Here is a 23,088-nt window from a genome sequence, read left to right as displayed (position 1 = left end):
CCAGGGTGCCGGCCGGACCCTTCCAGCCGGGTCAGGGCCGTCAGTCCGCTGGGGTTCACCGTTCGGATTCCAGCTCGTAGAGGCGCTCCCGAGCCTGCTGATCCACGTCGGCGGCCGGGAGATCGAGGACGACGCGACCCTGGCGCAGTCCCACCACGCGGTCGCAGTGGCGAACGGCGAGGTCGAAGTCGTGCAGGCTCACCAGCAGCGTCCGGCGCGGTCGATCCCGGCTCAACACTCCGCAGAGCAAGCCCATCACCTCGTCGGCACGGGTGGGGTCCAGGCTGGAGACCGGTTCGTCGGCGAGGACGAGATCCGGGTCCTGTACCAGGACCCGGGCCAGCGCCACGCGCTGCTGCTCCCCGCCGGAGAGCCGGTCGGTGCGCTGGTGCAGGTGGCCGGCGATCCCCACCCGGGCCAGGGCTCCGCGAGCCTCGTCCACCTGTAGTGGGCGGACCAGGGAGCGTAGGGCCCGCCACCGGCCCCAGCTGCCCAGGTGGCCGGCGTTGACGTTGTGCACCACCCGCAGCGGGCCGACCAGGTTGAGGTGCTGGTGCACGGAGCCGATCCTGCTCCGCAAGGCCCTCAATCCACGTGAGGACGCACGGGCGGGGTCCGTGCCCAGGACCTGGGCCCGGCCGGAGGTGGGAGTGACAGTGCCGTTGCACAGACCCAGCAAGGTGGACTTGCCCGCGCCGCTGGGCCCCACCAGAGCCACCCGTTCGCCGGGCTGGATCCGGAGGGTGATCCCGTCCAGAGCCGGTCGACCCCCGTGGGCTCCGTGGCCCCCGTAGGCCACGGTGAGGCCCTGCAGGGACACGGCGGGCGTCGGCTCCGTCCTTGGGTCAGGCATGTGTCATCGGATCAGGCCGAGCGTACGGCCGATCTCCTCGATCCGCGCATGATCGGAGGCCTCCGCCGGGATGATCGCCTCCGCACCGTAGGCCTCGAGGAGCGCCGCCTCCTCCGGGTCGGATCCGTCGAGGTCGAGCAGGGCCTGCCGGAGGTCTGCGGTGAAGCCCTCGCCGAGCCGCTCGTCCATGGCGGGGGAGCCGATCCAGTGGTAGTCGGCATACTCCGGGGTCGTGAAGATCTCCCGCACGGTCTCCGTGTCCACCGTTCCGGCCTCGGTCCGGGACCGCCACACCTGTTCGTTGAGGGCCCCGACCTCGTAGCTGCCGGATTCCACCAGGTCGATGGTCAGGTCATGGGAGCCGGAGAATCCGGGCTCACCGTCGAGGTCGGCCGCCGGGTCCACGCCGGCCTGATCCAGGAAATAGGACGGCATGAGGCGCCCGGACGTGGAGGACTCGCTGCCGAAGGTGAACCGCGTGTCCGCCAGTTCTGCCAAACCGGCCACGTCCTCGACCGGTTCCAAGCCGGCATCGCGATGGGCGATGAAGACACTGCGGAAGCGCTCGTCGATGTCCCGCTGGGCCAGGACTGCCGCTCCCTCGGTGCGCAATCGTGCCTGGACGCCGGTCAGGCCCCCGTAGAAGACCAGGTCGAGGTCCCCGGTGCCGAACAGGCTGACGGAAGCGGCGTAGTCACTGACGGGGACGTACTCGACCTCCACGCCCAGCTCTGCCGCAAGGTAGGCGCCCATCGCCTCCTCGCGCTCGGCGAGGTCGGAGGGGTCCGTGTCCGGTATGGCGCTGATGCGCAGTGCTCCTGCTTCCTGTTCCTCCGCGGCAGCGGCCCCGCCCGCCCCGGGGGAGTCGGAGGAATCGGATGTATCGCCGCAACCGGAGGCCATCACTGCCACGGCGAGGCCCAGGCCCGCGACTGACCAGGGGAGATGGCGGTGGGAGGTGCGCATAGTGGCATCCTAGCCAACCGGACTCGCCGAAATCGGTGCTCGGCGGCGGTGACCCGTCCCACGGCTCAAGCGGGGTTCCACGGGTAGGGTCAGAGGTGTCCCATCCTGCTCCGGCGTGGGCCACCGCGCCAGTACCGGTGCCGCCCGCCCCCGGAGCCATCCGCACCAAGGAGCACCATGTCCTCTGACGCATCCCTCGTCGGCAAGAACCTCATGCAGCCCGCCCCCACGCAGCTTCCGGAGGAGCCGGAAGTCCTGGCTCGGATCGAGGCGGGCGACCTGCCGGAGGACATCGCCACCCGGTTCCCCAAGTCCTCCCTTGCCTGGGCTCTGATGGCCGAGGATGCCTGGGCTGAGGGGCGCACCATCGACGCCTACGCCTTCGCCCGGGTGGGGTACCACCGTGGCCTGGATTCGTTGCGGGGTGCGGGCTGGCGGGGTGCCGGCCCCGTGCCCTACTCCCACGAGCCGAACCGCGGTTTCCTCCGGTCGCTCTACATGCTCGGCCAGGCCGCCGCCGCCATCGGGGAGGCCGAAGAGGTCCACCGCATCGAGGCCTTCCTGGTGGACGCCGATCCCACGGCCACAGAGCAGATCGCCCGGGGCTGAGCCATGATGCCGAACCCCGCCGTCGGCGCAGGCGGCAGCGACGGCCCCGCAGGGGCTGACACCATCCTTGTGGGCACCTTCAATACCCCGGGCGAGGATGCCCCCGCCCTGGCCAACGCCGGCGGGCTCGTGCGCACCACCGGCTGGCCGGAGCACGCGGACGTCGTGGCCGGGGGTGGCCCTGACGCCCCCTCGTGGCTGGTCCGTGGCCGATCGGGCACGGACTCGGAGGGCACGTTGTATGCCGCCCTGCACCTTCCCGAGGGGGCGATCGCCGCCCTGTCCCCGTCCCCCGGCAACGACGTCGGCTGGGTGACCTCCCAGCGCGTGGCCACCGGTGGCGCGAATACCTGCCATGCGGACCTCAACCCCTCCGGCACCTGGCTGGCCGCGGCCTCCTACGACTCCGGCACCCTGACGGTGACCCCCGTCCTTGAGGGCGGCCTACTGGGGCAGCCGATGGCTGTCCAGGCACCGGACGGGTCCGGACCGGTAGTCTCCCGCCAGGAGGCCCCGCACCTGCACTTCGTGCTGTTCCTGGATGATGACCGCCTGCTCGTCACGGACCTGGGCGCCGACCGCGTCCTCGAGTACTCCATCCAGGACATCGTCCGGAACGGGGCGGGTAGTGCTCCCGGGGAGACTGGGGTTGTGGGAGTGGACTGCCCGCCGTCCTGGGTCCACCTCCTGCCCGCCGGCACGGGCCCCCGCCATCTCGCGCTGTTGCCGCCGTTGCCGGAGGCCGGCGTCGAGGGGCGTCACCTGGCCGTGGTGGGCGAACTGGACTCGCGGCTGCACGTGCTGGATCTGGACGCCACCGCCGAGGGATTCCCCGAGGTCGCCATCGTCCCGACTCACGGTCAGGACCAGGATCCCGGATCCGCCCAGGACAACCTGCCCTCGCACCTGGTGGTGTCCCCTGACGGGTCGCTGATCTATGTGGCCAACCGCGGGCGGGACACCATCGGCGTGATCCGCCGTGCCGGGACCCCCGAACTCGTCGCCGAGGTGCCGTGTGGCGGGAACTGGCCCCGGCACATAGCGCTCGGTCATCCGGCCGTGGCACCCACGCTGCTGGTCGCGCTGGAACGCGGCGACGCCGTCGTCGGGCTCCCGCTGGATGCCGACGGCATCCCCGGGGAGGCACGAAGCCGGATCACCGTGCGGCGACCCGGCTTCGTCCTGCCCGCTTCCTGAGTTCCTGGAACGGCCTCTGGGTGACCTACGCGGGGGCGGGGGCTACGAGGTGCGGGGGAGGAAGGTCCGGCCGTCCAGGTACGCCTTGCGCCAGCGGCGCACGACGACCTCCCGGAACAGGTTGCCCTGGGAGAAGGGGTCGCGGGCGATGAAGGCCTCCGCCTCGTCCCTCGTCTCGAGGTCCACGAGGTAGATCCCGCCGTCGGCGTGAGTGCCGTCGTCCGAGAGCTTGGCGCCGCAGGCCAGGAGCAGTTCCGCATTCGCGGACAGGAACTCCAGGTGTTCGGCGTAGCGGTCCTGGCGGACCTGGGCCCGTTCAGGGGCGTCATAGGTTTCGATCAGGTACGGCATGGTGGGTCGCGTCCTTTCGTCGGACTCTGCAGGTTCTTCGGGCTCTGCCGGTCAGACGGCCAGGAAGCCCCAGAGGAGCACGGCGGCGCCGAAGATGACGCCCAGGAACACCAGGATCAGCACCATGTAGCCCATCACGTCCCGCAGTTTCAGGCCGGAGATGGCCAGGACCGGCAGGATCCAGAACGGTTGGACCATGTTCGTCCACTGGTCACCGATCTGCACGGCGACCGCGGTGGCGGCGTTGTTGGCGCCCATCGCCTGGGCGGCCTCCATCATCACCGGGCCCTGAACGGCCCACTGGCCACCACCGGAGGGCGCGAGCAGGTTGATGATGCCGCCGGAGATGAAGGACCAGAACGGCAGGGTCTCAGCGGTGGAGAAGGTGCCGAACCAGTCGGCGAAGGACACCACGAGGCCGGAGCCCACCAGGATGCCCATGATGCCGGCGTAGAACGGGTACTGGATGATGATGCCGGAGACGATCTTGACGCCGTCGTTCACCGCCGCCAGGAAGGCGGAGGGTCGGGCGAACAGGATGATGCCGAGGAACAGGAACATGAAGTTCACCGCATCCAGGTTCAGGGTGCCGCCCTGGAAGAAGTAGTTGAACGCGTAGACGAGGGCGATCAGGCCGATGCCGATGCCGATGATCGGGCTGTTGTTCAGCTTCGCCGCGAGCGTGGTGCGTTGGTCGAGCTCCTTGATGGGGGCGTCGACGGCGTGGGACGTGCGGTCCATCTCCTTGATCTTGGCCGGGTCCTTCGGGTGCAGTGCCATGTTGAACAGCGGCAGGAAGAGGAGCACGGCGAGGTTGGTCAGCAACAGGTAGGGCGAGAAGATGGTGTCCGCCAACGGGATGATGCCCACCTGTTCCTGCAGGAAGTGGCCTTCCGTGGCGATCAGCAGTGGCACGGATCCGGACAGGCCGATGCCGTAGACGGCGAAGCCGGAGTAGCCGGCGGCGATCGCCAGCGGGTAGTGCAGTCCCTTGACGTTCATGGCCAGCTTCTGGGCGATGATGCCGCCCATGACGAGGCCGAAGCCCCAGTTCAGCCAGCTGCCGATGCCGCCCACGAGGGTTGCGACGACGATGGCCACCTGCGGGGAGGAGATCCGGATGGTCAAGGCGTCCAGCAGGCGATCGACCAGGGGGGTCTTGGCCAGGATGTAGCCGGCCAGCAGGACCACGGTCATCTGCATGGTGAAGGCCAGCAGGTCCCAGAATCCGCCACCCCAGTACTCGACGACCTCCAGGGGCGAGGAACCCTGGGCCAGGATGGCCAGGATCATGGTGAGGCCCGTCAGCATGATCGCGATGACCAGCGGATCCGGCAGGTACTTGTCCATCAGGTTGGTGAAGAATCCGGCGGTCCGGTCCAGGACATTGCCCTTCTGGGGCCGTTGTGGGCGTTCAGTTGTTGTGGTCATGATCACTCTTTCGGAGACGATGGGGGATACTCGGTGCGGAAAGTGTGGAAGGTGCGGATTGTTCAGTAGTGCGCAACAGTTCGATGAGCCGCTTGTCGCGCCAGGTCACCCGGTCCTCCCAGCGCTCCAGGGGAAGCAGGGCACGGCGCTGGCGCTCCACCTCGGCCACCAGCTCGGGGGTCCAGGGATCGTGCTGGCCGCGTTCGGCGCCCATGCGCGCATAGGCCGGGCCCATCTTCTCCGCGTGCGAGGAGATGCCGCCGCGGGTGTTGAGGTCCGAGGTCTCGAAGGGCCCCATGAAGGACCAGCGGCGCCCGAGGCCGTCCCTCATGACCGTGTCGATGTCCTCCACGGTGGCGACCCCGTCCCGCACGAGAGCATAGGCCTCACGCAGTACGGCGCCCTGCAGGCGGTTGAAGAGGAAGCCCTCCACCTCCCGGGCCACGGTCACCGGGGACATCCCGGCCCCGGCATAGAGGCCATGGGCGGTGGCGACGACGGCCGGCCGGGTGAGCGGGGAGGGCACCAGTTCGATGACGGGCAGCAGGAACGGCGGATTGCCGGGGTGGGCCACGAGGATCCGGTCCGCGGAGGGGAGGCCTTCGGCGGTCTGTGAGGCCGGGATCGCCGAGGAGGAGCTGGCCAAGACTGTCTCCGGACCGGTTGCCGCACCGAGTTCGGCGAAGATCGAGCGCTTGACCTCGAGTCGTTCCGGCACACATTCCTGGACGAGGGTCGCGCCGGCCACGGCGGTGGTCAGCTCGGCCTCGACGGTGACGCGGGAGGCGATGGCCGCGGGGGACTCGGTCAGCAGGCCCGCTTCGGCCAGGGCGGTGAGCTTCGCGCCCAGTTCCCCGGGGACGGCCTCCCTGCGGGCGGCCTCGGGTTCACACACGGTGACCGGGTGCCCGGCGCGGGCGAAGACCAGGGCGAAGGCGACGCCGATGGACCCGCCGCCGACAACGGCGATCTTCTCAGGCTGTGCCACCTGCTCAGACATCGGCGCGTCCCACGGTCAGGCCGCCGCAGACGTAGAGGGTCTGGCCGGTGACGAAGCCGCTGCGGGAGTCCAGCAGGTAGGACGCGGCATGGGCCACGTCCTCGGCCGAGCCCATGCGCCGCACGGGCACCGACTCGATGATGGCCCTGGTCTTCGGGGAATCGGCCGGGTTGGCCCGGGTGAACAGGTCCGTGGCGATGGGACCGGGGCCGATCGCGTTGGCGGTGATGCCGTTGCGGCCCTCCTCCAAGGCCACGACGCGGGTCAGGCCCAGCAGCCCGGCCTTGGTGGCGGCGTAGGCCACGCGAAGCTCCTTGCCGAGGGCCGCCCGGGAGGACATGTTGACGATCCGGCCGAAGCCGGCCTCCCGCATCCCGGGCAGCAGGGCCTGAATGCATTGCAGGGCGCTGCGCAGGTTCAGGGCCACGGCGGCGTCGAACTGGTCCAGGGTCTGGTCCGTGACGGCGTTGGGGAACACGGCCCCGACGTTGTTCACCAGACGCGTGATCGGCCCGTCAGCCAGTGCTCGCTCGAGAGCCTGGGCGGTGGAGTCAGGATCGGAGAGGTCGCCATGGATGGCGTCCTCACCCTCTCGGTCCAGGATGACCGGTTCATAGCCGTCCTGACGGCAGCGTTCCGCGATGGCGGCGCCGATGCCGTGGGCCCCGCCGGTCACCAGGACACGTTCACGGGTGGTGCGGTGCTCGGTGCCCGCGGCATTCCTGGCGGAGGTAGTGCTGACGGTGCTGGTGGTGCCGGCATGGTCAGTGGAGGTGTTCTCGTTCATGCGGTCCTCAGATCGTGGCGATCGGGTTGAGCGGCGAGCCGGAGGCGCCCGGCAGGTTCAGGGGTGGTGCCGTGAGCAGGAAGGCCGTGCGGCCGGCCTCCCGCAGTGCCGCGGCGAGCTCGGTGAGGTACCAGAGTTCTCCGAGGGGGACGCCCAGCTTGAACAGACAGTGCTCGTGCAGCGGCAGGATGGAGGCCGGTGCCGGCGCCGGGGTGGCCGGGTACAGCTCCACGGCATAGTTGTCCGCGGCGATGGCGGCAATGCCGGTCTCGGTGACCCAGTCCAGCAGCGCCGGATCGCGACCGTCGAGGACGGCGCCGTAGTGGTGCAGCACGTCCGGATCGGGATCGCCGGCCATCTCGAGCACCTTGGCGGCGAAACCGGTGTGGAAGGTGACGATGTCCCCGGGGCGGACCTCGATGCCGTCGGCGTCCAGGACGGTGCGGATCTGGTTGAAGCCGATGATCTGGTGGTCCGTGCCGAAGTGGTGGGCCAGATCGATCAACACAGCACGTCCCTGGACCGGATGTGAGGCCACGGTGCCGATGCCGACCGGGCCCAGGTCCGCCGTCGTGGGCTGATGGGGACCGGGGACCCCACAGTCCGCCGGATCCGTGGCCCCCCGCACCTCGATCCCGGCGCGGAAGCCGTTGTAGTAGACCGGCTCGGGAACGCCGTCACCGTCGGTATCGAACATCGAGCCCACGTGGGCGAAGGCGTCCCACTGGGTGGAGTACTGGTTGTGCAGGACCACGAGGTCGTCACTGAGCACGTCCGAGGAGCCGGGAGACAGGGGCTCCATGATGCAGTTGGCGCCGGAACGCCCCTGCCGCAGGGTCGGGCGCACCAAGGGCGGCAGGCGGTTGGCGTTCAGGGCTTGGCCCCCCGGGAGGGTCAGGGGCAACCCGAGGGCGAGGGCACGCCCTTCATGGACCTCGGCCAGGCCTTCGGCGACCTTGGCGGACGTGAGCAGGTTGATGCGGCCCAGGGCGTCGTCCGGTCCGAAATCACCCCAGGTGGAGGGTTCGGGACGCTGGCGCCAGCGCGGGGACTGTGGCTCGTCCATGACTGTCTCTCTCGATCAATGGTGCGGGGTGGGTGTCTGACGACCGTGAACTGACACACGGGGGCTGGTGACGCCACCCACAGGTGTCCATGGTTCACGCGACTCTCACTTCTGTCCAAGATGGATTCGGGATAGTTTTATGCAGGAACGTGATGAATTCCGCTGACCTGGACGGAGACTCATGGACATCAAGATGCTCCAGGCGTTCGTGATGCTGGCCGAGGAACTCCACTTCACCCGTGCGGCCGAGAGGCTCGGTGTGGCCCAACCGCTGGTCAGCCAGTGGATCCGGAAGCTGGAGAAGGAATTGGGCGAGCCGGTGGTGGGACGGACCACCCGGACCGTCAGGCTCACCGCTGCCGGGGAGGCCGCCCTGCCGCATGCCCGGCAGGCGGTGGAATCGGCCCGGTTGATGACGCGCGCCGTCCACCAGGAGGGTGCACCCCTGCTCGGATCCGTGACCCTGGGGTACGCGGGCGCCTCCTCGCGGCCGTGGCTGCCGGGAATTGCCCGGGCCGTCCGGCGCGACGCGCCCGGAGTGGACCTCCGCCTGCGCTCCATGATCTATGCCGGTGCGGCACCCTCGCTGGTGGCGGCAGGGGACCTGGACATCGCCTTCGGGCGACGGCCCCTGACCTACTCCGGCCTCGAGGACCGGGTCTTCGAGTACGAACGGGTGCTGGTGGGGGTGTCCTCCGACCATCCGTTGGCCGGTGAGGAGCAGATCGATATCCGTGCACTGGCCTCGGAGCCGTGGGTCATGTTTCCCGCCCAGCAGGGATCGAGCGTCCGGGACATGGGGCTGCGCCTGGCCAACCGCGCCGGCTTCACTCCACGCCTGGTGCAGGAGGCCCCGGATTCCTACACAATCCTCGGATTGGTGGCGGCCGGCGTCGGCGTCACCCTCACGATCTCCTCCGTGGCCCATGTGGAGACCCCCGGGTTGGCCTTGCGGCCGTTGGCCGGACCGGCCCGGTATCTGACGGCCACATTGCTCCACCCGAAGAGGCCGAACCGCGCCACTGAGGCCGCCCTGGAGGTGCTCGCCGCGCTTCACCCCGAGCCCGAGCGTCCGGACGACTCTGTCCTGTACTGAACGGGCCGGCATCGTGCACCAGGGGTTGTGCCGCCGGACATGTCCCGCGGGCCGTCTATAGTGGCAACGGCCTAACGCCCCGTACTTTGCGGGCAGAAACCACGGGTGTGTTCTGCCCGCACAGTGCAGGGATCGGCGATCTCAGCCCCAGGGCAACCACCGCATGATTGCGCCGTACGAAGGAGTGACGATGCTGTTTCTGGCACGGATGGACGTGACCTTCCCCGAGTCGATGACCGACGAGGTCAAGGCCGATTTCCAGGTCAAGGAGAAGGAGTACTCGGGCAACCTGCAGCGCGAGGGCAGGATGCGGGACATCTGGCGCGTGGTGGGCGAATACGCCAACTACTCCGTCTATGACGTGGCCGACAATGACGAGCTGCACACCATCCTCAGCGGCTTCCCCATGTATCCCTACATGGACATCAAGGTCACCCCGCTGGCGAAGCACCCGAACTCGATCACGTAGCGCACCGGACCAGCACTAGACTTCTCGATCGTGGCCAAGCTCTACTTCCGCTACGGGGCGATGAACTCCGGCAAGTCGACCGGACTCCTCCAGGCCGCGTTCAACTACGAGGAACGCGGGCAGCGGGTCCTGCTGGCCAAGCCCCAGGTGGACTCGAAGGGCGAGGACCAGATCGTCTCCCGGCTGGGCGTCACCCGGAATGCCGACTTCCTGATCCCGCCCGGAGCCGACTTGATGGCACTGTTCCGTCAGGAGGCCCGTGGCGATGATCCGACCGCCCTGCTCACGCACCTGGACGCCGAGGTCAAGCCCGTCGCCTGCCTGCTCGTGGACGAGGCCCAGTTCCTTGAACCCGCCCAGGTGGACGACCTGCTGAGGATCGCCGTTCTCGAGGGCGTGCCCGTGATGGCCTACGGCATCCGCACCGACTTCCGCACGGCCTCCTTCCCCGGTTCGGCCCGGCTCCTGGAGGTGGCGCACTCCCTCGAGGAGCTCAAGACCATCTGCCGGTGCGGGCGCAAGGCCATCTTCAACACCCGCAAGGTGGTGGACGCGGTGGTGGGGCACGACGCCGGTCCGGCCGCCGATGCGCGCGAGTCCCGTCGCGAGCGCTTCGTCTTCGAGGGCGACCAGGTGGCCATCGACGGCGTGGAGGTCACCTACGAGTCCCTCTGCGGGGTCTGCTACCTCCAGGAGTCCGGCGGCCGGCTCGGCGCGGGGTGAGACTCCGGTCCGCGTCGCTGGGCACGGATTCTGCTGACGCGGCAGGTGTCAGAGGGACACGATCAACAGTGTCCCGGCGAACACGAGTCCGGAGGCGATGAACACCACGGTCGTGTAGCCGAGGATGTCCCGCATCTTCAGCCCGGCGATCGCCAGCAGGGGGAGGGCCCAGAACGGCTGGATCATGTTCGTCCACTGATCTCCGTAAGACACGGCCATGATCGTGATCGCGGGGTCCACACCGAGGTCGGCGCCGGCCCCGAGCATGATGGGACCCTGTACCGCGAACTGCCCGCCGCCGGAGGGAACGAAGAAGTTCACCAGGCCGGCGGCCAGGAAGGCGAGGAGCCCGAAGGTCACGGGGTTGGAGATGGACACGATGGCGTCCGAGAACACCTCGATCAGGCCGGTTCCGGACATCATCCCCAGGATGCCCGCATAGAGGGGGAACTGCAGCAGGATCTCCCCGACGTTGGAGGCGGCGTTCTTGGTCAGGTGGATCAGCTCGAAGGGATTGCGCACCAGCAACAGGATCAGGGCGAGGAAGGACCAGTTCACGGTGTCCAGGGTGAGCGTGCCGCCCTGCGCGAAGTGCAGGACCAGGTAGATCACCAGCATCAGGCCGAGCAGCAGGGTCGGCAGTCGGCTGGCGTCCACGCGGTCGGCCGGGGTCACGACCTCTTCCTGACCGTCGTTGCCCTGCTCGCGCGCGTCCAGGGCCAGCTCCACGATCCTGTCCCCGCGGCGGGGAGCCACCAGGAACAGGGCCAGGGCCACTACGAGGATCGTCACCACGGCGGCGATCATGTTCCAGGAGGAGAACACGGTCTCGCTGATCGGCACCGGCTGTCCGCCCAGGGAATCCATGAGGAAGGATCCCTCGGTGGCTGCGGTCAGGGGGCCGGAGGCCGAGTAGCCCATGTGCCAGACCACGAAGCCGGCGAAGCCGGCGGCCACCAGCATGGGGAAGTGCAGCTTCAGGCCGCGCTCCCGCCCCTGGTAGGCGACCTCCCGTGCCAGCAATCCACCGACCACCAGGCCCAGCCCCCAGGTGATGAGGCTGGCCACGGCGGCCACGGCGAAGACGAACACGTAGGAGGCGAGCTCCGTGCGGGGGACCGAGCCGAGGAAGGCCAGCACTCGCCGGATCGGTCCGGTGTTGGCCAGGATGTGGCCGAGCAGCAGGATCAGCGCCATCTGGGTGATGAAGTCGAGCAGTCCGGCCAGGCCGTCGCCCCAGTGGACCACAAGGTCGCCGGGGCCGGTTCCGGTCAGGATCAGGGCCAGGACCGCGACGATGAAGGTCAACACGATCGAGAACACCAGAGCGGACGGGATGAACCGTTCCACCACGTGGTTGACGGGTCGCATGGCGCGCGAGAGCGGGGTGCCCTCCTTGCGCCGCGGCGTTGTCTCGGAGGTTCCCGGGGTGCTGGACATGCCGATGGCTCCTGACGGTGCAGGGCCGGCGTCGTACGGTGCGATGGTGACGCCCGGGCCCCTGGGCGAAGGTGACTGGCACCACCATAGGCAGGCGTGGCATGGGCTGGACGGAACCCGGCGGCGTTTCACCCTTAACACCGGGGGTGTGCAGGGGTGAGGATCGGACCATGTTGACCATCGCGGCCCTCGAAGACGACATCGTGGTCCACCTGCCGGCGCCGAGGGTGTGGGAGTTGCTCACGGACTGGGCGGCTGCGCCGGCGTGGCTGGCCGATGTCGAGCAGATGCACGTCAACGGGCCGGCGGGCCCGGGTCAGGAGCTCTCCTACGCGATCGGCGGCCACCAGCGCCAGTACACGCTGGCCACCTATGATCCCGGGCACGGGCTGACCATGGTCTCCGGTGCCGATGACGCCGATGTGCGCGTGGAATACGGCTACCTCCTGCTGCCCGACGCCGGCTCCACCCGGGTGCACCTGCGGATCGCCGTGCGCGCCGCGGAGGAATTGCGCGAGGAGGCACTCGGCCTGGCCGCCGCGCTCGCCGACGCGGACGCGGGTCAGCTCGAGTCACTGCGCGACTACGCCGAGAAGGCGCCCTGAGGCGCAGCTCAGTTGAGCATCAGCTCAGCTGGGGCGCCCGCCCGAAGTGAGCGGCCTGAATGAGGTCTTCCACCAGGGCCAACAGGAACGAGCTCTCCACTGGCCAGAGCAGCACCCGGTCCTGCCCCGTGGCCGGCTCGGGCACCAGGCCGACCCGGTATGTGCCGCGCTGAGGGGTGGTGAGCACCGTGGTCTCGGGGAAGCCCTCGGCACCGTCCGCGTCAGCCTCGATCCGCCACACCCACCAGGGCTGGTCCCACAGGGCCGTCAGGGCGGGGTCGGCCCCGGCAGGCGGTGGCGTTGGCCCAGCCAGCCGCGCGTCGTAGACCGCAGGTGCGAGCAGGGCCGGGGTCGGCAGGAGATTCCAGGCGGGGGAGGCTCCCGCCCACGCGAGCAGCCGAGCCGAGAGCTCGGAGAGCGGGACCATGCCCACGTGCAGGTGCTCGGGACCGGGGGACTCCCATGGCGTGCCGAGCACCCGTTCGCCGAAGCCCGGCTGCGAGACCATGAGGGCCACGTCGGAGAGGCCGAACACCTGGACGAGGTGATCCCCGTCCCCTGCGGTACCCGTCAGGCGCAGGCGGAACGCCGACTCCGTCAGGGTGGCGGAGAGGAGGTCGCCGACCTCGGTCAGGTGGCCGTCCTCCACCAGCCCAGCGGCCTCGAGCTCGGCCGCCGACCCGTCCTGGCCTGGCCATCCAAGGCGTCCGTTGGCGACAGTACCGAGCTCTTGGAGTCGCTCGACCGCCGCCGGGGTCAGCCAGTCGCCCCCGCGGTCCGTGCCGTCGGAGTATTGCCACGGCGCGAGGTCCTCGACGGGAAGGTCGAAGGCGGCTGCGGCGGTGGCATCGTACCCGGGTTCGGCCGTGACCGGAGCCGAGGGCGGGGCCATGCCGTCCGGCGCGAGCTCCACGCTGCGGGCCATCGCCTCCAGGTCCGCGGTGAGGAAGAGCCGGTCCTGGACCGCGCAGGTGGTCGATATCTGGACCGCCCAACCATCCATCAACACCAGGTGGTCCACGCCGGAGACCAGCCGGCCGTTGTCCGCGCGGTGGAGGTACTCGATGCGGCGGGACTGCAGGGAGGTGTCCGTCTCGATGCCCAGGTGATCCTGCGGCCGGTCCCCGGGGCGGCGCTCCCAGCCGCCGACGTCGATAATCCGGCATTCCCGGAGAGTCGAGGTCAACCCTGTCAGTGCCTTGACGCTGAACTCACGGACGCTGCCCTCGAAGGGGTTGACCGTGACCACGATCGAGGGACGGAACGTGTCCTCGTCCACCGGGAGGGTGGCAATCAGCTCGATCTCCGGGCGGACCGACTCGGGGACCCAGTGGGGGGCTGGCCGGAACTGCAGGATGCCGAGGTAACCGGTGATCGGGGCCGGCGCTGAAGGGTTCATGGGTACTCTTTCCGGGTCAAAGGCAGGTCCGTGGTCACGGGCCGTCGGGGCGGCGCAGCGGGGTGTCGTACTGACCGCCGTGGTCCACCCAGTCCTGGTGCCAGGCGGGAGTGAGGGCCCGTGGCCACCAGAAGTTGAGGACGACGGTGATGACGAGGAACGGGAAGAGCAGCGAGAAACCGAGCACGCTGCTCGTCCAGCCCGGCCGGAAGTGGTCGACCCAGATGCTGACCCACAGCATGATCCAGGTGATCCCGATCCAGCCGATGTGCAGGGGGAACATGTTGTACCGCGTGGTGGACCAGGTGGACTTCGGCTGCCGGGCCCAGTTGCGGTATCTGCCAGTCCACGCCAAGTAACCCGGGATGAGGCCGGCCATTGCGGGAATCACCGCGATGGTGAGGAAGAACAGGTGTTCCAGCAGGGAATTCATCCGGCTCCTCGGTTCGACTCCGTCCACCGTATCCGCTGCAGGACCACGGGACCGAACTCAGCCGAAGGGGTTGAGGGAGGACAGGAACGCCTTGCCGGCGGCGGCACCCTTCTCCAACACGTTGCCGTCCGTGTGCCGGAACTCGTTGATGGCCTGGCCCACGCTGTTGCCGACCTTCCCGCCGACGAAGCCACCGATGAAGTTTCCGGCCACACCGCCGATCGCGGCACCCACGCCGGGGATGGGGATGAGAGCCTGGCCGATGGCGGCCCCGGCGACCTGCCCCACGCGGGCCCCGACGAGGGCGCCGGCTGTCTCGGCACCCGCCACGACCCCCGCATCCACGGCGGCGGTCCGCTGGTGTTCGGCCTCACTGGCGCCCGGATTGCGCATTAGGGACTCGTTGTAGGAGCTGCCGTACTCGCCGGTGAAGGTCAGTGCCGCGCCGCCGACCAGCAGGGTCCGACCGAGTGCAGGGTTCCCGGCGATCCGTTCGACGGTGCGCAGGCGGCTCGTCAGTGCGGTGACCGAGGTCGGCGTCCCGCTGGGGGACCGCCCGCTTCCGGAGGTGAGCTGCACGCGGAAGGTCCCCCGGCCGCCGTCGACGTTCAGCTTGGTGTTCTTCAAGAAGGGGTAGCGGGCCACCAGGGCGCCGAGCGGGGTCTTCGGATCGAGGCCGTCCAGCATGGCGCCGGTGGTGTTGTTGCTCAGCCGGTTCCCGCCCGTGGCGGCGTCGTTGAGTCGGTTGAGGTAGCTCTGGGGGACGCCAAGCTGTCCCAGGGTGGACGAGGAGAGGCGGGAGGTCTGCCAGCTCCCGGGCTTGCCGGTCAGGGTCTGGTAGTGCTGGGCATCGAACTGGAAATAGAGCTTGCCGTCCCGCGTGCGCAGGCTCAGTGCGCCGGCGCCGCCGGACGCCGCGGTGTTCTGGGAGGCGCCGATCGCCAGCATGGCGTCGGAGAGGTTCGCGTTGACGGTCACGCCGGAGGTGGGGTTGAGACCCCTGAGGGCGTTCGCGCAGGTCTGGACCGCGGTGTCATAGTCCTCGGCCACGGCGTCCACGCGGCTTTGGATGCCGGCGCCGTCATCGGCGTAGTCGTCCGGGCGGTCGACCCTCGGCATCGTGTTGTGCGTGGCCGCGTCGGTCTTGGCATCCGTGTACCGGGTGCGAAGCCCCTCGATGTCGTCGGAGAAATTCTCCAGGGCGGAGGCGGCCTCGTCTGTGAGCGTCTCGTAGGCGTCCACATAGGGTTTCATCACGTCCACGAAGGCCGTGTACACGCGGGCGCTGTGGGGCGTGATCAGGCGCCCGTCGCTGAGTTGGGTCCAGGTCTCGGCCGCGTCCGCGTAGTGACCGCTGACCGTGGTCCCCAGGGAACGGACCTTCCTCGCCGCGGGGTCGATCGTCCCGGAGGACGGCAGTCGGGTGGGCAGCTGGCTGGTGTCGACGGCCATGGTCATCCTTCCGACTGGGGGCCTGCGGCCGGGGCTTCGGGGATGGTGTAGACATCCTCCTCGGCGTCGGCGGCCATGGTCAGATCGGCGCTCGCGATCGCGTTGATGAGCTCGGTCGTCGAGGAGCAGATGTTGTTTCCTGAGCCGGCCACCGCCTGGAGCAGGGGATCGGCCACCTGTTGCAGCAGGTCGTCGATCGCCGAGCCGATCTCCAGGTGGTCGCACGCCGTGGCGGCGGATTCGAAGCGGGCGGTCATGGTGGGGGCGAACTCGACGATCTCGTCGATCTTCGACGTGGCCGTGCGCACGGTGGACCGTGCCGGCTCCTCATCGACGTGCCAGTCCGTCATGCGATCTCCCCGCTCCAGCGACCTGTGAACCCCGTTGGCTCCGCCGACAGCCTAGGCCGACTGCGGGGGCGGGGCGATGGGCAGAACTCCCCATGGGCCCTGACTGGTAAACTCCGGTTGTAAGGCCCTCGTGTGATGCACCGCACGGCAGAGAACCGTGGGAGCGGTCACCGGGGGCGTTTTCCATGTCGAGGGCCGGACGGGACCGCCGCAAGTACGGTTGCCGTGGCCTGCTCAGGAGAGATGCATTCATGCCAGCAATCGCGATCGTCGGCGCCCAGTGGGGCGACGAGGGCAAGGGGAAGGCCACCGATCTGCTGGGCGGCCGCGTGGACTACGTGGTCAAGCCCAACGGCGGCAACAATGCCGGACACACCGTCGTCGTCGGCGGTGAGAAGTTCGAACTCAAGCTGCTGCCGGCTGGCATCCTGTCTCCGAACGCCGTCCCGGTGATCGGCAACGGCGTGGTGGTCAACCTCGAGGCCCTGTTCGAGGAGATCGACGGGCTCGAGGCCCGCGGTCAGCGCTGTGACCACCTGAAGATCTCTGCCAATGCGCACCTGGTGGCTCCGTATCACCAGACCATGGACAAGGTCACCGAACGCTTCCTCGGCAAGCGCGCCATCGGCACCACCGGCCGTGGCATCGGCCCCACCTACATGGACAAGGTCGGCCGCCTCGGCATCCGCGTCCAGGACGTCTTCGACGAGTCGATCCTGCGCCAGAAGATCGAGGGCGCCCTGCGCCAGAAGAACGAGCTGCTGGTCAAGCTGTACAACCGCCGGGCCATCACCGTGGATGAGATCGCCGAGTACTTCCTGTCCTACGCCGAGCGGCTGCGTCCCATGGTCGTGGACTCCACCATCCTGCTCAACGACGCCCTCGATGAGGGCAAGGTTGTCTTGATGGAGGGCGGCCAGGCCACCTACCTGGATGTGGACCACGGCACCTATCCGTTCGTGACGTCCTCCAACCCGACCGCCGGCGGCGCCTCCGTGGGCGCGGGGATCGGCCCCACCCGCTTCACCCGCACCATCGGCATCGTCAAGGCCTACACCACCCGGGTGGGGGCCGGCCCGTTCCCCACCGAGCTCTTCGACGAGGACGGCATGGGCACGCGCCTGCGCACCGTGGGCGGCGAGTTCGGCGTGAACACCGGCCGCCCGCGCCGCACCGGCTGGTATGACGCCGTGATGGCCCGCTACGCCACCCGCATCAACGGTTTCACCGACTACTTCCTCACCAAGTTGGACGTCCTCACCGGCATCGAGCAGATCCCGGTGTGCGTGGCGTATGACGTGGACGGGGTGCGGCATGACGAGATGCCCATGACACAGACCGCGTTCCACCACGCCAAGCCGATCTTCGAGTACTTCGAGGGGTGGACCGAGGACATCTCCGGTGCCCGCACCATGGAGGACCTGCCGGTCAATGCCCGCGACTACGTGCTGGCACTGGAGAGGATGTCCGGCACCCGGATGTCCGCGATCGGCGTCGGGCCGGGCCGGGACCAGGTGGTCCAGGTCCGGGACCTCATCGAGGACTGACCACCTCCACCACGAAGCCGTCCGGGCGAACCAGCAGTGCCGTACCGTCGGGCAGCCCCGCCTCCGGGGCTGCCCGGAACCCGTACACCGGCAGTCCCGACGCCGGCCTGGCACGTCCGGCGGCCCTGTCCCGGTGGCGCTCGGCCAGGTCCCGCGCCAACCTCTCGGCTGCCGGACCGTAGGCGTGCACCTGCCACTCGGCCGTGGCGAGCACCTCATGGTTGTCCCCGCGCCCGTCCCCGCCGGGCACCGGACCGGTATGGCCGCCGTCTGGCACCCAGGGAAGGCGACGGCCCCGAACCTTGCCGCGGCGCCGCCGTCGTTGGCCGGTGCGGTCGGCCTTCGTCCCCGGCATCCGGTAGTGGATCCGGGTCTGGGAAAGATAGCCGAACATCCGGCCGCCCAGGGGAAGTCGAGGGGCCACGCGCAGCAGTACCGGTGCGACCACGGGGAAGACCCGCGTCCGTGCCAGGCGTGCCAGGGGGGACAGGGAGGTGACGGCTCCGAACACCACGTCGGTGGTCCGGACCAGGTTCAGGGCCACCGGCCGGCGCTCGGCCTCATAGCGGTCGAGGACCTCCTCGGGCTCCCGGCCGGCGAGGACATCAGCGAGGGCGCAGACGATGTTCTGCGCGTCCTGCAGTCCCGTGTTCATCCCCTGCGCCCCGACGGGGGAGTGGATGTGCGCGGCGTCCCCCGCCAGGAACACCCTGCCGGCCCGGAAGCCGGCGGCCAAGCGGTGATGCACCCGGTAGGTGCTGTACCAGTCCGTGCCGGCATACCGGACGCCGAACTCCCCGGCCAGGGAATCGCGGGCCCGGGCCTCATCGCGGGCATCGGCAGCGGGCGACTCGGCCATCGTGCCGGCGTCCTCGCCGGTAGCTGCCGGGCTTGTGTCCTCGACGCGCAGGATGCCGAGGAGGCGTGCGCGCCGGCCGCCGCGGCCATCGCCGCCCAGGGGGAACGCCAGCATGAAGTGCTCGCGGGAGGCTCGCAGGGTGATGCCGGACTCGGTGCCGGTGACGCCGTAGGCATCCAGCACGTAGAACTCGAACCGGTTGGTGGCACCTTCGAAGGGGATGTTCAGGACGCGCCGGACCGCTGACGAGGCACCGTCGGCGGCCACCACATACCGGGCCCTGACCTGGACCAGTCCTTCAGGGGAGTCGAGCTCGACGGTGACGGTTGCCCCCGGACCTTCCGCCCGGGGATCGGTGGTGAAGGACCGGAACGAGGTGCCCCAGGCGACGGGCCGGTGCTGGTCCCGGAGGTGGCCGGCCAGCATTGCCTCGTTCGCGCTCTGCTCGAAGATGGTGATTCCCGGGAAGGGCGTCAGCTGCTGGCCCATCCGGTCCAGCCGCACCGTGCCCAGTGTGCGGTGGCCGAACCCGGGGCTGACGGACGTGGCGGGGATCGCACCGTCCAGCACGGCCTGTGCCAGGCCGAGCTGCCGGTAGACCTCCAGGGAGCGGGCCTGCACGGCCAGGGCCCGGGACTCGCGGGTCGGTCCGGTCTTGCCGTCCACCACGAGGGACTGGAGGCCGAGCTTCGCACACCAGGCACCCGCCATCAGTCCGGTTGGTCCTGCGCCCACCACCAGGACGTCGGTGGTGACCCGGCGTCCGGGAGCGTGGTCAGAGGCGGCGGACATGGCCTCAGGTTAGGCTGGGAGGACGGTTTCACACCATGCGAGGAGGACGGTCACATGAGGATCAGCGTCGGACAATTCCGCCCCACGGGTGTGGTCGCCGAGAACGTTGCCACGCTGCGGCGTCTGGCGGAATCCGCCAAGGACGAAGGCGCCGAGCTGGTGCTGTTCCCCGAGGAGTCCATGTTCACCGTGCGGCACGTGGACGGTCCCCTGGCGGAGGCCGTCGACGCCGGCTGGTCGGCTTTCGTCTCCGAGGTCACCCGGATCGCGGCGGACCTGTCCATCGCCGTGGTGGCCGGCGGATACGAGCCCTCGGGCACCGAGCGTCCCTACAACACGGTGGTTGCGGTGGACGCCACGGGCAAGATCCTGGGGACTTACCGCAAGCTGCACCTCTATGACGCCTTCAAGTACAGGGAATCGGACCGCATCACCGCCGGCGACCGGGGCACCCTGATGGTGGAGCTCGGCGGCCTGCGGTTCGGCATCATGACCTGCTACGACCTGCGCTTCCCGGAGGTGGCGCGCTCGCTGGCCGTGGCGGGGGCGGACGTCGTGCTGGTGCCGGCCGCCTGGTTCAAGGGCGACTACAAGATCGAGCACTGGCAACTGCTGCTCAAGGCACGCGCCGTGGAGAACACCGTGTGGATCGTGGCCGCGGGAACACGCAGTGACAACACCGTGGGCCACTCGGCCATCATCGACCCGCTCGCCGTGCCCGTGGCCTTCCTTGGCGAGGAGGGCGAGGCGGTCGAGACCGCCGATGTCACCCGAGAGCGCATCGACGAGGTGCGCTCTTTCCTGCCGGTGCTGGCCAACCGCCGTACGGACGTGGATCAGTTGGGGTCCGTCGGTTCCTAGGCGGCTTCACCATTGCCAGCGACCTCACAGCTGATGCCCGGGCCATTCCCACTCCTGGTTCTTAGGGTGGAACCACCTCATCAAGGTGCGAGTGATGACAGAGGGCCCCGGGCCCGGCAGATGGCGTTCCCCTCACGCCGCCGGACTACCCGGGGCCCTGCCCTGTCCGCCGGTCCGTCGTCGCAGGCCCCTTGGCCAGCGAAGACCAGCGAACGCACAGGGGCTGTGGAGTTCGTCCACATTTCGGATCCCTACTCTGGAAGAGCTTCATCAAGGTGCGAGTGATGAAGGTGCGAGTGATGACAGGGACCCCGGACCTGGTATGCCACCCCTGGTGGCTCCAGTCCGGGGTCTCGTCATGTGCCGGGTAGTTTCTGCCGTCTGCCGTCTGCCGTCTGCCGTCTGCCGTCGGACCCTTGCGGCCTTCGCCGGGCACCAGCCCGTGACGTCCATCGTCAACACGGTCCGCAACCCGTTCAGCGGCCAGCCAGTCGGGACGGAGATCTGGGTTGCCCTGGCCTGGTGCCTGGGTATCCTGGAGCTCGGGTATGCCCTCAGTGTGATGGTCTACCGGCGCTGTGCCGGCTAGCTGGAGTCGGCGGCAGCACTCGAGGACGGATCACAGCTTTCTCACAGGCTGTGTGGGGTGCGGGCACAAGTTCGCTTCCTATGCTGAAAGCACCTCATCATGGTGCGAGTGATGAAGGTGCGAGTGATGACAGGGACCCCGGGTCCGGCCAATGCGATTCCCCTCCGCAGCCGGTAACCCGGGGTCTCACTCGTACGAGGATGTGGTGCAGCAACCATGCCACCGAGGAGAGATCATGACATTCAAGGACTTGGCTAGTAAGGGCCTATCGTTCGCGAACGGCCCGCAGGGCCGGAAGATGATTCATCAGGCTACGAGCGCCCTCAGGCGGCGGGCCAGTGGAAAGAGGCCTGGTGCGGGCCGGGCATCCGGCATCGACCGAGTCATGGATGCCGCTCGCCGGTTCACCGGTGGTCCCGGTGGCCAGTCAGGCGACGGCGGTGTTGGCAGGGCCAACCGGCCACCACGGGCCTGAGTCGGGCCGACGGGCAACACCCGCCAACTGAGTCGGCACCACCTCGCCTGTGGCAGTATCCCCGGGCCGGTTATGTCCTGGTGAGGAGCCCTTGCTCACGCACGGCCTCCAGCGACAGAGTCCGGTATCCCTGCTCCTCGAAGAGAACGGTGATCCGGTCATCGTTGACGCTCATCACGAGGCCCGCGCCCCACTCCCGGTGAACCACGTCGCTCTGCAGGGCAAACTGCCCGTCACTGTGCGTCAGATCCTCGGCGGTGCCGGCGTCACAGGTATCGCAATGGCCGCAAGGGTCGGCCAATTCCTCACCGAAGTAACTCAGCAGGTACTGGCGACGGCAACCGTCGGTCTCCGCGTAGCCGCGCATCATCTCGATGCGTGAGCCGTCAATTCGCTCCATCCGCTCGGCGGTTTCCTCGGCAAGTCGGGCGGCCGTCTTCGGCCCGACTCCCTCCACCATGGTCAGTCCTTGGCGGGAGGAGACCACGGCGCCCGCAGCCTGCAACAGATTGACCGTGCCGGTGACCCGGCGGGCGCTGACGTCCACGGCACGCTTCAGGTGAGTGAGGCGCAGGGGACCGTCCGTGCGCTGCAATTCCCGGACGACCGCCGCCACCACGTCCTGGTCCGCACGGTGAGCATTGAAGAAGCTGCGCAGGCCGAGGTCCTCGCTGCGGTAGTGCAGCACCACTCGGGCCTCCCGGCCGTCGCGGCCCGCGCGGCCTGCCTCCTGGTAGTAGGTGTCCAGCGAATCAGTGATGTCGGCGTGCACCACGAATCGCACATCGCCCTTGTCGATGCCCATGCCGAAGGCGCTCGTGGCCACCACGGCATCGACGTCGCCATCCAGGAACTGGTGCAGGGTCTCATCCCGGTCGGCAGCCTTCTGGCCGGCATGATAAGCCCGGGCCGTCAGCCCCCGTTTACTGAGTCCGGCGGCATAGTCCTCGGCGTCGCGGCGTGTTGCCGTGTAGAGCAGCCCCGGGCGGGGCATCCCTACGACCTGCTCCAGCACGGAATCACGTTTGCCGCTGTCCTCATGGTGACGCTCCACTGCCAAGTGCAGGTTGGGCCGATCGAATCCCAGCGCGATCACGAGCGGATCGGCCAGGTCCAGCCCCTCGACGATCTCCTGCCGGACGGGAGTCGAGGCTGTCGCGGTGAGGGCGATGATCGTCGGCGAGCCCATCCGGAGACGGGCCGCACCGAGCCGGAGGTAATCCGGGCGGAAGTCGTGGCCCCAGGCCGAGACGCAGTGGGCCTCGTCGACGGTGAGAAACGCCGGACGAACATCGCGAACCCTGGCCAACACCTCGTCCTTGGCCAGCTGTTCCGGGGTCAGGAACAGGAAGGTCACCTCTCCACTCTCCACGGCATGCCAGGCACGTTCCTGTGCACGCGCGGAGAGCGAGGAATTGATGGCGACGGCACGCGTCCGCGCCCGTCCGGAGAGCTCGTTGAGTCCGTCCCGTTGGTCGGCCTGAAGGGCAATCAGCGGGGAGATGACCACGCAGGGACCGTCCGCCAGGATGCCGGCAAGCTGGTAGATCGCCGACTTCCCGTACCCCGTGGGCATCACTGCCAGCACGTCTTGTCCGGCGAGCGCGGCCTCGACGGCCTCCGCCTGGTTGGGGCGTAATTCATCCCAGCCGAAGACATCGTGGGCGAGCCGGTGGATCTCTGCAGTCGTGGCCGTCATGGACTCACTGTAGAAGATCGAAGCGGAAGAGCTCTTTAC

General features: G+C 68.9%; 23 protein-coding genes. 9 read left to right on the top strand and 14 right to left on the bottom strand.

Annotation, left to right across the window (positions count from 1 at the left end; translation table 11 throughout):
• Positions 1 to 55: 55 nt before the first annotated feature.
• Positions 56 to 853 (bottom strand): phosphonate ABC transporter ATP-binding protein, encoded by a 798-nt coding sequence (locus ABD134_RS08470; RefSeq protein ID WP_344228608.1) that lies wholly within the window; start codon positions 851 to 853, stop codon positions 56 to 58.
• 3 nt (positions 854 to 856) lie between these two features.
• The gene (locus ABD134_RS08465; RefSeq protein ID WP_344228606.1) at positions 857 to 1,819 is read right to left on the bottom strand and encodes a putative selenate ABC transporter substrate-binding protein; all 963 of its coding nucleotides are present in this window, start codon (positions 1,817 to 1,819) and stop codon (positions 857 to 859) included.
• 177 nt (positions 1,820 to 1,996) lie between these two features.
• Here ABD134_RS08465 and ABD134_RS08460 point away from each other — a divergent pair, with 177 nt between their 5' ends.
• Complete coding sequence (locus ABD134_RS08460; RefSeq protein WP_344228605.1) at positions 1,997 to 2,428, top strand: DUF3151 domain-containing protein; 432 nt, start codon at positions 1,997 to 1,999, stop codon at positions 2,426 to 2,428.
• A gap of 3 nt (positions 2,429 to 2,431) precedes the next feature.
• Complete coding sequence (locus ABD134_RS08455) at positions 2,432 to 3,625, top strand: lactonase family protein (RefSeq protein WP_344228603.1); 1,194 nt, start codon at positions 2,432 to 2,434, stop codon at positions 3,623 to 3,625.
• Between the two features lie 42 nt (positions 3,626 to 3,667).
• Here ABD134_RS08455 and ABD134_RS08450 read toward each other — a convergent pair whose 3' ends face one another.
• The 5 genes from ABD134_RS08450 to ABD134_RS08430 are packed head-to-tail and all read right to left on the bottom strand — an operon-like array spanning position 3,668 to position 8,260.
• Positions 3,668 to 3,976, bottom strand: a complete 309-nt coding sequence (locus ABD134_RS08450) for a YciI family protein (RefSeq protein ID WP_344228601.1) — start codon at positions 3,974 to 3,976, stop codon at positions 3,668 to 3,670.
• A gap of 51 nt (positions 3,977 to 4,027) precedes the next feature.
• Complete coding sequence (locus ABD134_RS08445; protein WP_344228600.1) at positions 4,028 to 5,407, bottom strand: short-chain fatty acid transporter; 1,380 nt, start codon at positions 5,405 to 5,407, stop codon at positions 4,028 to 4,030.
• A complete protein-coding gene (locus ABD134_RS08440) occupies positions 5,391 to 6,407 on the bottom strand; it encodes a 3-hydroxyacyl-CoA dehydrogenase (RefSeq protein ID WP_344228599.1) in 1,017 nt (338 codons plus the stop codon). The genes ABD134_RS08445 and ABD134_RS08440 overlap by 17 nt, the downstream gene beginning before the upstream one ends.
• Positions 6,400 to 7,194, bottom strand: coding sequence for an SDR family NAD(P)-dependent oxidoreductase (locus ABD134_RS08435; RefSeq protein ID WP_344228598.1), 795 nt, complete (start codon positions 7,192 to 7,194; stop codon positions 6,400 to 6,402). The genes ABD134_RS08440 and ABD134_RS08435 overlap by 8 nt, the downstream gene beginning before the upstream one ends.
• Before the next feature lie 7 nt (positions 7,195 to 7,201).
• Complete coding sequence (locus ABD134_RS08430; protein WP_344228596.1) at positions 7,202 to 8,260, bottom strand: cyclase family protein; 1,059 nt, start codon at positions 8,258 to 8,260, stop codon at positions 7,202 to 7,204.
• Between the two features lie 181 nt (positions 8,261 to 8,441).
• On the opposite strand from ABD134_RS08430, the gene ABD134_RS08425 reads away from it, so the two are divergent.
• The 3 genes from ABD134_RS08425 to ABD134_RS08415 all read left to right on the top strand — a co-directional run bounded on the left by ABD134_RS08425 (position 8,442) and on the right by ABD134_RS08415 (position 10,548).
• Positions 8,442 to 9,356, top strand: coding sequence for a LysR family transcriptional regulator (locus tag ABD134_RS08425; protein WP_344228595.1), 915 nt, complete (start codon positions 8,442 to 8,444; stop codon positions 9,354 to 9,356).
• Between the two features lie 190 nt (positions 9,357 to 9,546).
• Positions 9,547 to 9,825 (top strand): muconolactone Delta-isomerase, encoded by a 279-nt coding sequence (gene catC / locus ABD134_RS08420; RefSeq protein WP_344228594.1) that lies wholly within the window; start codon positions 9,547 to 9,549, stop codon positions 9,823 to 9,825.
• Between the two features lie 30 nt (positions 9,826 to 9,855).
• Entirely contained in the window at positions 9,856 to 10,548 is a 693-nt protein-coding gene (locus tag ABD134_RS08415) for a thymidine kinase (protein WP_344228592.1), read from the top strand.
• A gap of 48 nt (positions 10,549 to 10,596) precedes the next feature.
• Here ABD134_RS08415 and ABD134_RS08410 read toward each other — a convergent pair whose 3' ends face one another.
• Positions 10,597 to 11,919 carry a short-chain fatty acid transporter gene (locus ABD134_RS08410; protein ID WP_344230796.1) on the bottom strand — a complete coding sequence of 441 codons (1,323 nt, stop codon included), beginning with the start codon at positions 11,917 to 11,919 and terminating at the stop codon, positions 10,597 to 10,599.
• 239 nt (positions 11,920 to 12,158) lie between these two features.
• Between ABD134_RS08410 and ABD134_RS08405 the strand changes: the two genes are divergently transcribed.
• Positions 12,159 to 12,593: an SRPBCC family protein gene (locus ABD134_RS08405; protein ID WP_344228590.1), complete on the top strand. Its 435-nt coding sequence runs from the start codon at positions 12,159 to 12,161 to the stop codon at positions 12,591 to 12,593.
• A gap of 19 nt (positions 12,594 to 12,612) precedes the next feature.
• Here the strand turns inward: ABD134_RS08405 and ABD134_RS08400 are convergent, their stop codons facing one another.
• Genes ABD134_RS08400 through ABD134_RS08385 form a run of 4 tightly spaced genes read right to left on the bottom strand, consistent with a single transcriptional unit; the run spans position 12,613 to position 16,227 of the window.
• Entirely contained in the window at positions 12,613 to 13,992 is a 1,380-nt protein-coding gene (locus ABD134_RS08400; protein WP_344228588.1) for a hypothetical protein, read from the bottom strand.
• 34 nt (positions 13,993 to 14,026) lie between these two features.
• On the bottom strand, positions 14,027 to 14,425 hold the full coding sequence (locus ABD134_RS08395) for a hypothetical protein (protein ID WP_344228587.1): 399 nt from the start codon (positions 14,423 to 14,425) through the stop codon (positions 14,027 to 14,029).
• 57 nt (positions 14,426 to 14,482) lie between these two features.
• Positions 14,483 to 15,877 (bottom strand): hypothetical protein, encoded by a 1,395-nt coding sequence (locus ABD134_RS08390; protein WP_344228585.1) that lies wholly within the window; start codon positions 15,875 to 15,877, stop codon positions 14,483 to 14,485.
• Between the two features lie 2 nt (positions 15,878 to 15,879).
• The gene (locus tag ABD134_RS08385; protein WP_344228583.1) at positions 15,880 to 16,227 is read right to left on the bottom strand and encodes a DUF6507 family protein; all 348 of its coding nucleotides are present in this window, start codon (positions 16,225 to 16,227) and stop codon (positions 15,880 to 15,882) included.
• A 251-nt stretch (positions 16,228 to 16,478) separates the two neighbouring features.
• Between ABD134_RS08385 and ABD134_RS08380 the strand changes: the two genes are divergently transcribed.
• Complete coding sequence (locus ABD134_RS08380; protein ID WP_344228582.1) at positions 16,479 to 17,774, top strand: adenylosuccinate synthase; 1,296 nt, start codon at positions 16,479 to 16,481, stop codon at positions 17,772 to 17,774.
• On the opposite strand, the gene ABD134_RS08375 is transcribed toward ABD134_RS08380, so the two are convergent.
• Positions 17,761 to 19,425 carry an FAD-dependent monooxygenase gene (locus ABD134_RS08375; RefSeq protein ID WP_344228580.1) on the bottom strand — a complete coding sequence of 555 codons (1,665 nt, stop codon included), beginning with the start codon at positions 19,423 to 19,425 and terminating at the stop codon, positions 17,761 to 17,763. The genes ABD134_RS08380 and ABD134_RS08375 overlap by 14 nt on opposite strands.
• Before the next feature lie 54 nt (positions 19,426 to 19,479).
• Between ABD134_RS08375 and ABD134_RS08370 the strand changes: the two genes are divergently transcribed.
• Both ABD134_RS08370 and ABD134_RS08365 read left to right on the top strand, forming a co-directional pair.
• Complete coding sequence (locus tag ABD134_RS08370) at positions 19,480 to 20,286, top strand: carbon-nitrogen hydrolase family protein (protein ID WP_344228578.1); 807 nt, start codon at positions 19,480 to 19,482, stop codon at positions 20,284 to 20,286.
• A gap of 442 nt (positions 20,287 to 20,728) precedes the next feature.
• The gene (locus ABD134_RS08365; protein WP_344228576.1) at positions 20,729 to 20,875 is read left to right on the top strand and encodes a hypothetical protein; all 147 of its coding nucleotides are present in this window, start codon (positions 20,729 to 20,731) and stop codon (positions 20,873 to 20,875) included.
• Between the two features lie 545 nt (positions 20,876 to 21,420).
• Here the strand turns inward: ABD134_RS08365 and ABD134_RS08360 are convergent.
• Positions 21,421 to 23,049 (bottom strand): RecQ family ATP-dependent DNA helicase, encoded by a 1,629-nt coding sequence (locus ABD134_RS08360; protein WP_344228574.1) that lies wholly within the window; start codon positions 23,047 to 23,049, stop codon positions 21,421 to 21,423.
• Positions 23,050 to 23,088 lie beyond the last annotated feature (39 nt).

This window comes from Citricoccus alkalitolerans, assembly GCF_039528175.1.
In the GTDB taxonomy this organism is placed as follows: Bacteria; Actinomycetota; Actinomycetes; order Actinomycetales; family Micrococcaceae; genus Citricoccus; species Citricoccus alkalitolerans.
Note: the sequence above shows the minus strand (reverse complement) of the source record. Positions and strands in the feature narration are given on the sequence as shown.

Excerpts from the sequence above, each read along its gene's own strand:
- ABD134_RS08470 (WP_344228608.1), bottom strand. The coding sequence starts at position 853 with ATGCCTGACCCAAGGACGGAGCCGACGCCCGCCGTGTCCCTGCAGGGC.
- ABD134_RS08465 (WP_344228606.1), bottom strand. The coding sequence starts at position 1,819 with ATGCGCACCTCCCACCGCCATCTCCCCTGGTCAGTCGCGGGCCTGGGC.
- ABD134_RS08460 (WP_344228605.1), top strand. The coding sequence starts at position 1,997 with ATGTCCTCTGACGCATCCCTCGTCGGCAAGAACCTCATGCAGCCCGCC.
- ABD134_RS08455 (WP_344228603.1), top strand. The coding sequence starts at position 2,432 with ATGATGCCGAACCCCGCCGTCGGCGCAGGCGGCAGCGACGGCCCCGCA.
- ABD134_RS08450 (WP_344228601.1), bottom strand. The coding sequence starts at position 3,976 with ATGCCGTACCTGATCGAAACCTATGACGCCCCTGAACGGGCCCAGGTC.
- ABD134_RS08445 (WP_344228600.1), bottom strand. The coding sequence starts at position 5,407 with ATGACCACAACAACTGAACGCCCACAACGGCCCCAGAAGGGCAATGTC.
- ABD134_RS08440 (WP_344228599.1), bottom strand. The coding sequence starts at position 6,407 with ATGTCTGAGCAGGTGGCACAGCCTGAGAAGATCGCCGTTGTCGGCGGC.
- ABD134_RS08435 (WP_344228598.1), bottom strand. The coding sequence starts at position 7,194 with ATGAACGAGAACACCTCCACTGACCATGCCGGCACCACCAGCACCGTC.
- ABD134_RS08430 (WP_344228596.1), bottom strand. The coding sequence starts at position 8,260 with ATGGACGAGCCACAGTCCCCGCGCTGGCGCCAGCGTCCCGAACCCTCC.
- ABD134_RS08425 (WP_344228595.1), top strand. The coding sequence starts at position 8,442 with ATGGACATCAAGATGCTCCAGGCGTTCGTGATGCTGGCCGAGGAACTC.
- catC (WP_344228594.1), top strand. The coding sequence starts at position 9,547 with ATGCTGTTTCTGGCACGGATGGACGTGACCTTCCCCGAGTCGATGACC.
- ABD134_RS08410 (WP_344230796.1), bottom strand. The coding sequence starts at position 11,919 with ATGCGACCCGTCAACCACGTGGTGGAACGGTTCATCCCGTCCGCTCTG.
- ABD134_RS08405 (WP_344228590.1), top strand. The coding sequence starts at position 12,159 with ATGTTGACCATCGCGGCCCTCGAAGACGACATCGTGGTCCACCTGCCG.
- ABD134_RS08400 (WP_344228588.1), bottom strand. The coding sequence starts at position 13,992 with ATGAACCCTTCAGCGCCGGCCCCGATCACCGGTTACCTCGGCATCCTG.
- ABD134_RS08395 (WP_344228587.1), bottom strand. The coding sequence starts at position 14,425 with ATGAATTCCCTGCTGGAACACCTGTTCTTCCTCACCATCGCGGTGATT.
- ABD134_RS08390 (WP_344228585.1), bottom strand. The coding sequence starts at position 15,877 with ATGGCCGTCGACACCAGCCAGCTGCCCACCCGACTGCCGTCCTCCGGG.
- ABD134_RS08385 (WP_344228583.1), bottom strand. The coding sequence starts at position 16,227 with ATGACGGACTGGCACGTCGATGAGGAGCCGGCACGGTCCACCGTGCGC.
- ABD134_RS08380 (WP_344228582.1), top strand. The coding sequence starts at position 16,479 with ATGCCAGCAATCGCGATCGTCGGCGCCCAGTGGGGCGACGAGGGCAAG.
- ABD134_RS08375 (WP_344228580.1), bottom strand. The coding sequence starts at position 19,425 with ATGTCCGCCGCCTCTGACCACGCTCCCGGACGCCGGGTCACCACCGAC.
- ABD134_RS08370 (WP_344228578.1), top strand. The coding sequence starts at position 19,480 with ATGAGGATCAGCGTCGGACAATTCCGCCCCACGGGTGTGGTCGCCGAG.
- ABD134_RS08360 (WP_344228574.1), bottom strand. The coding sequence starts at position 23,049 with ATGACGGCCACGACTGCAGAGATCCACCGGCTCGCCCACGATGTCTTC.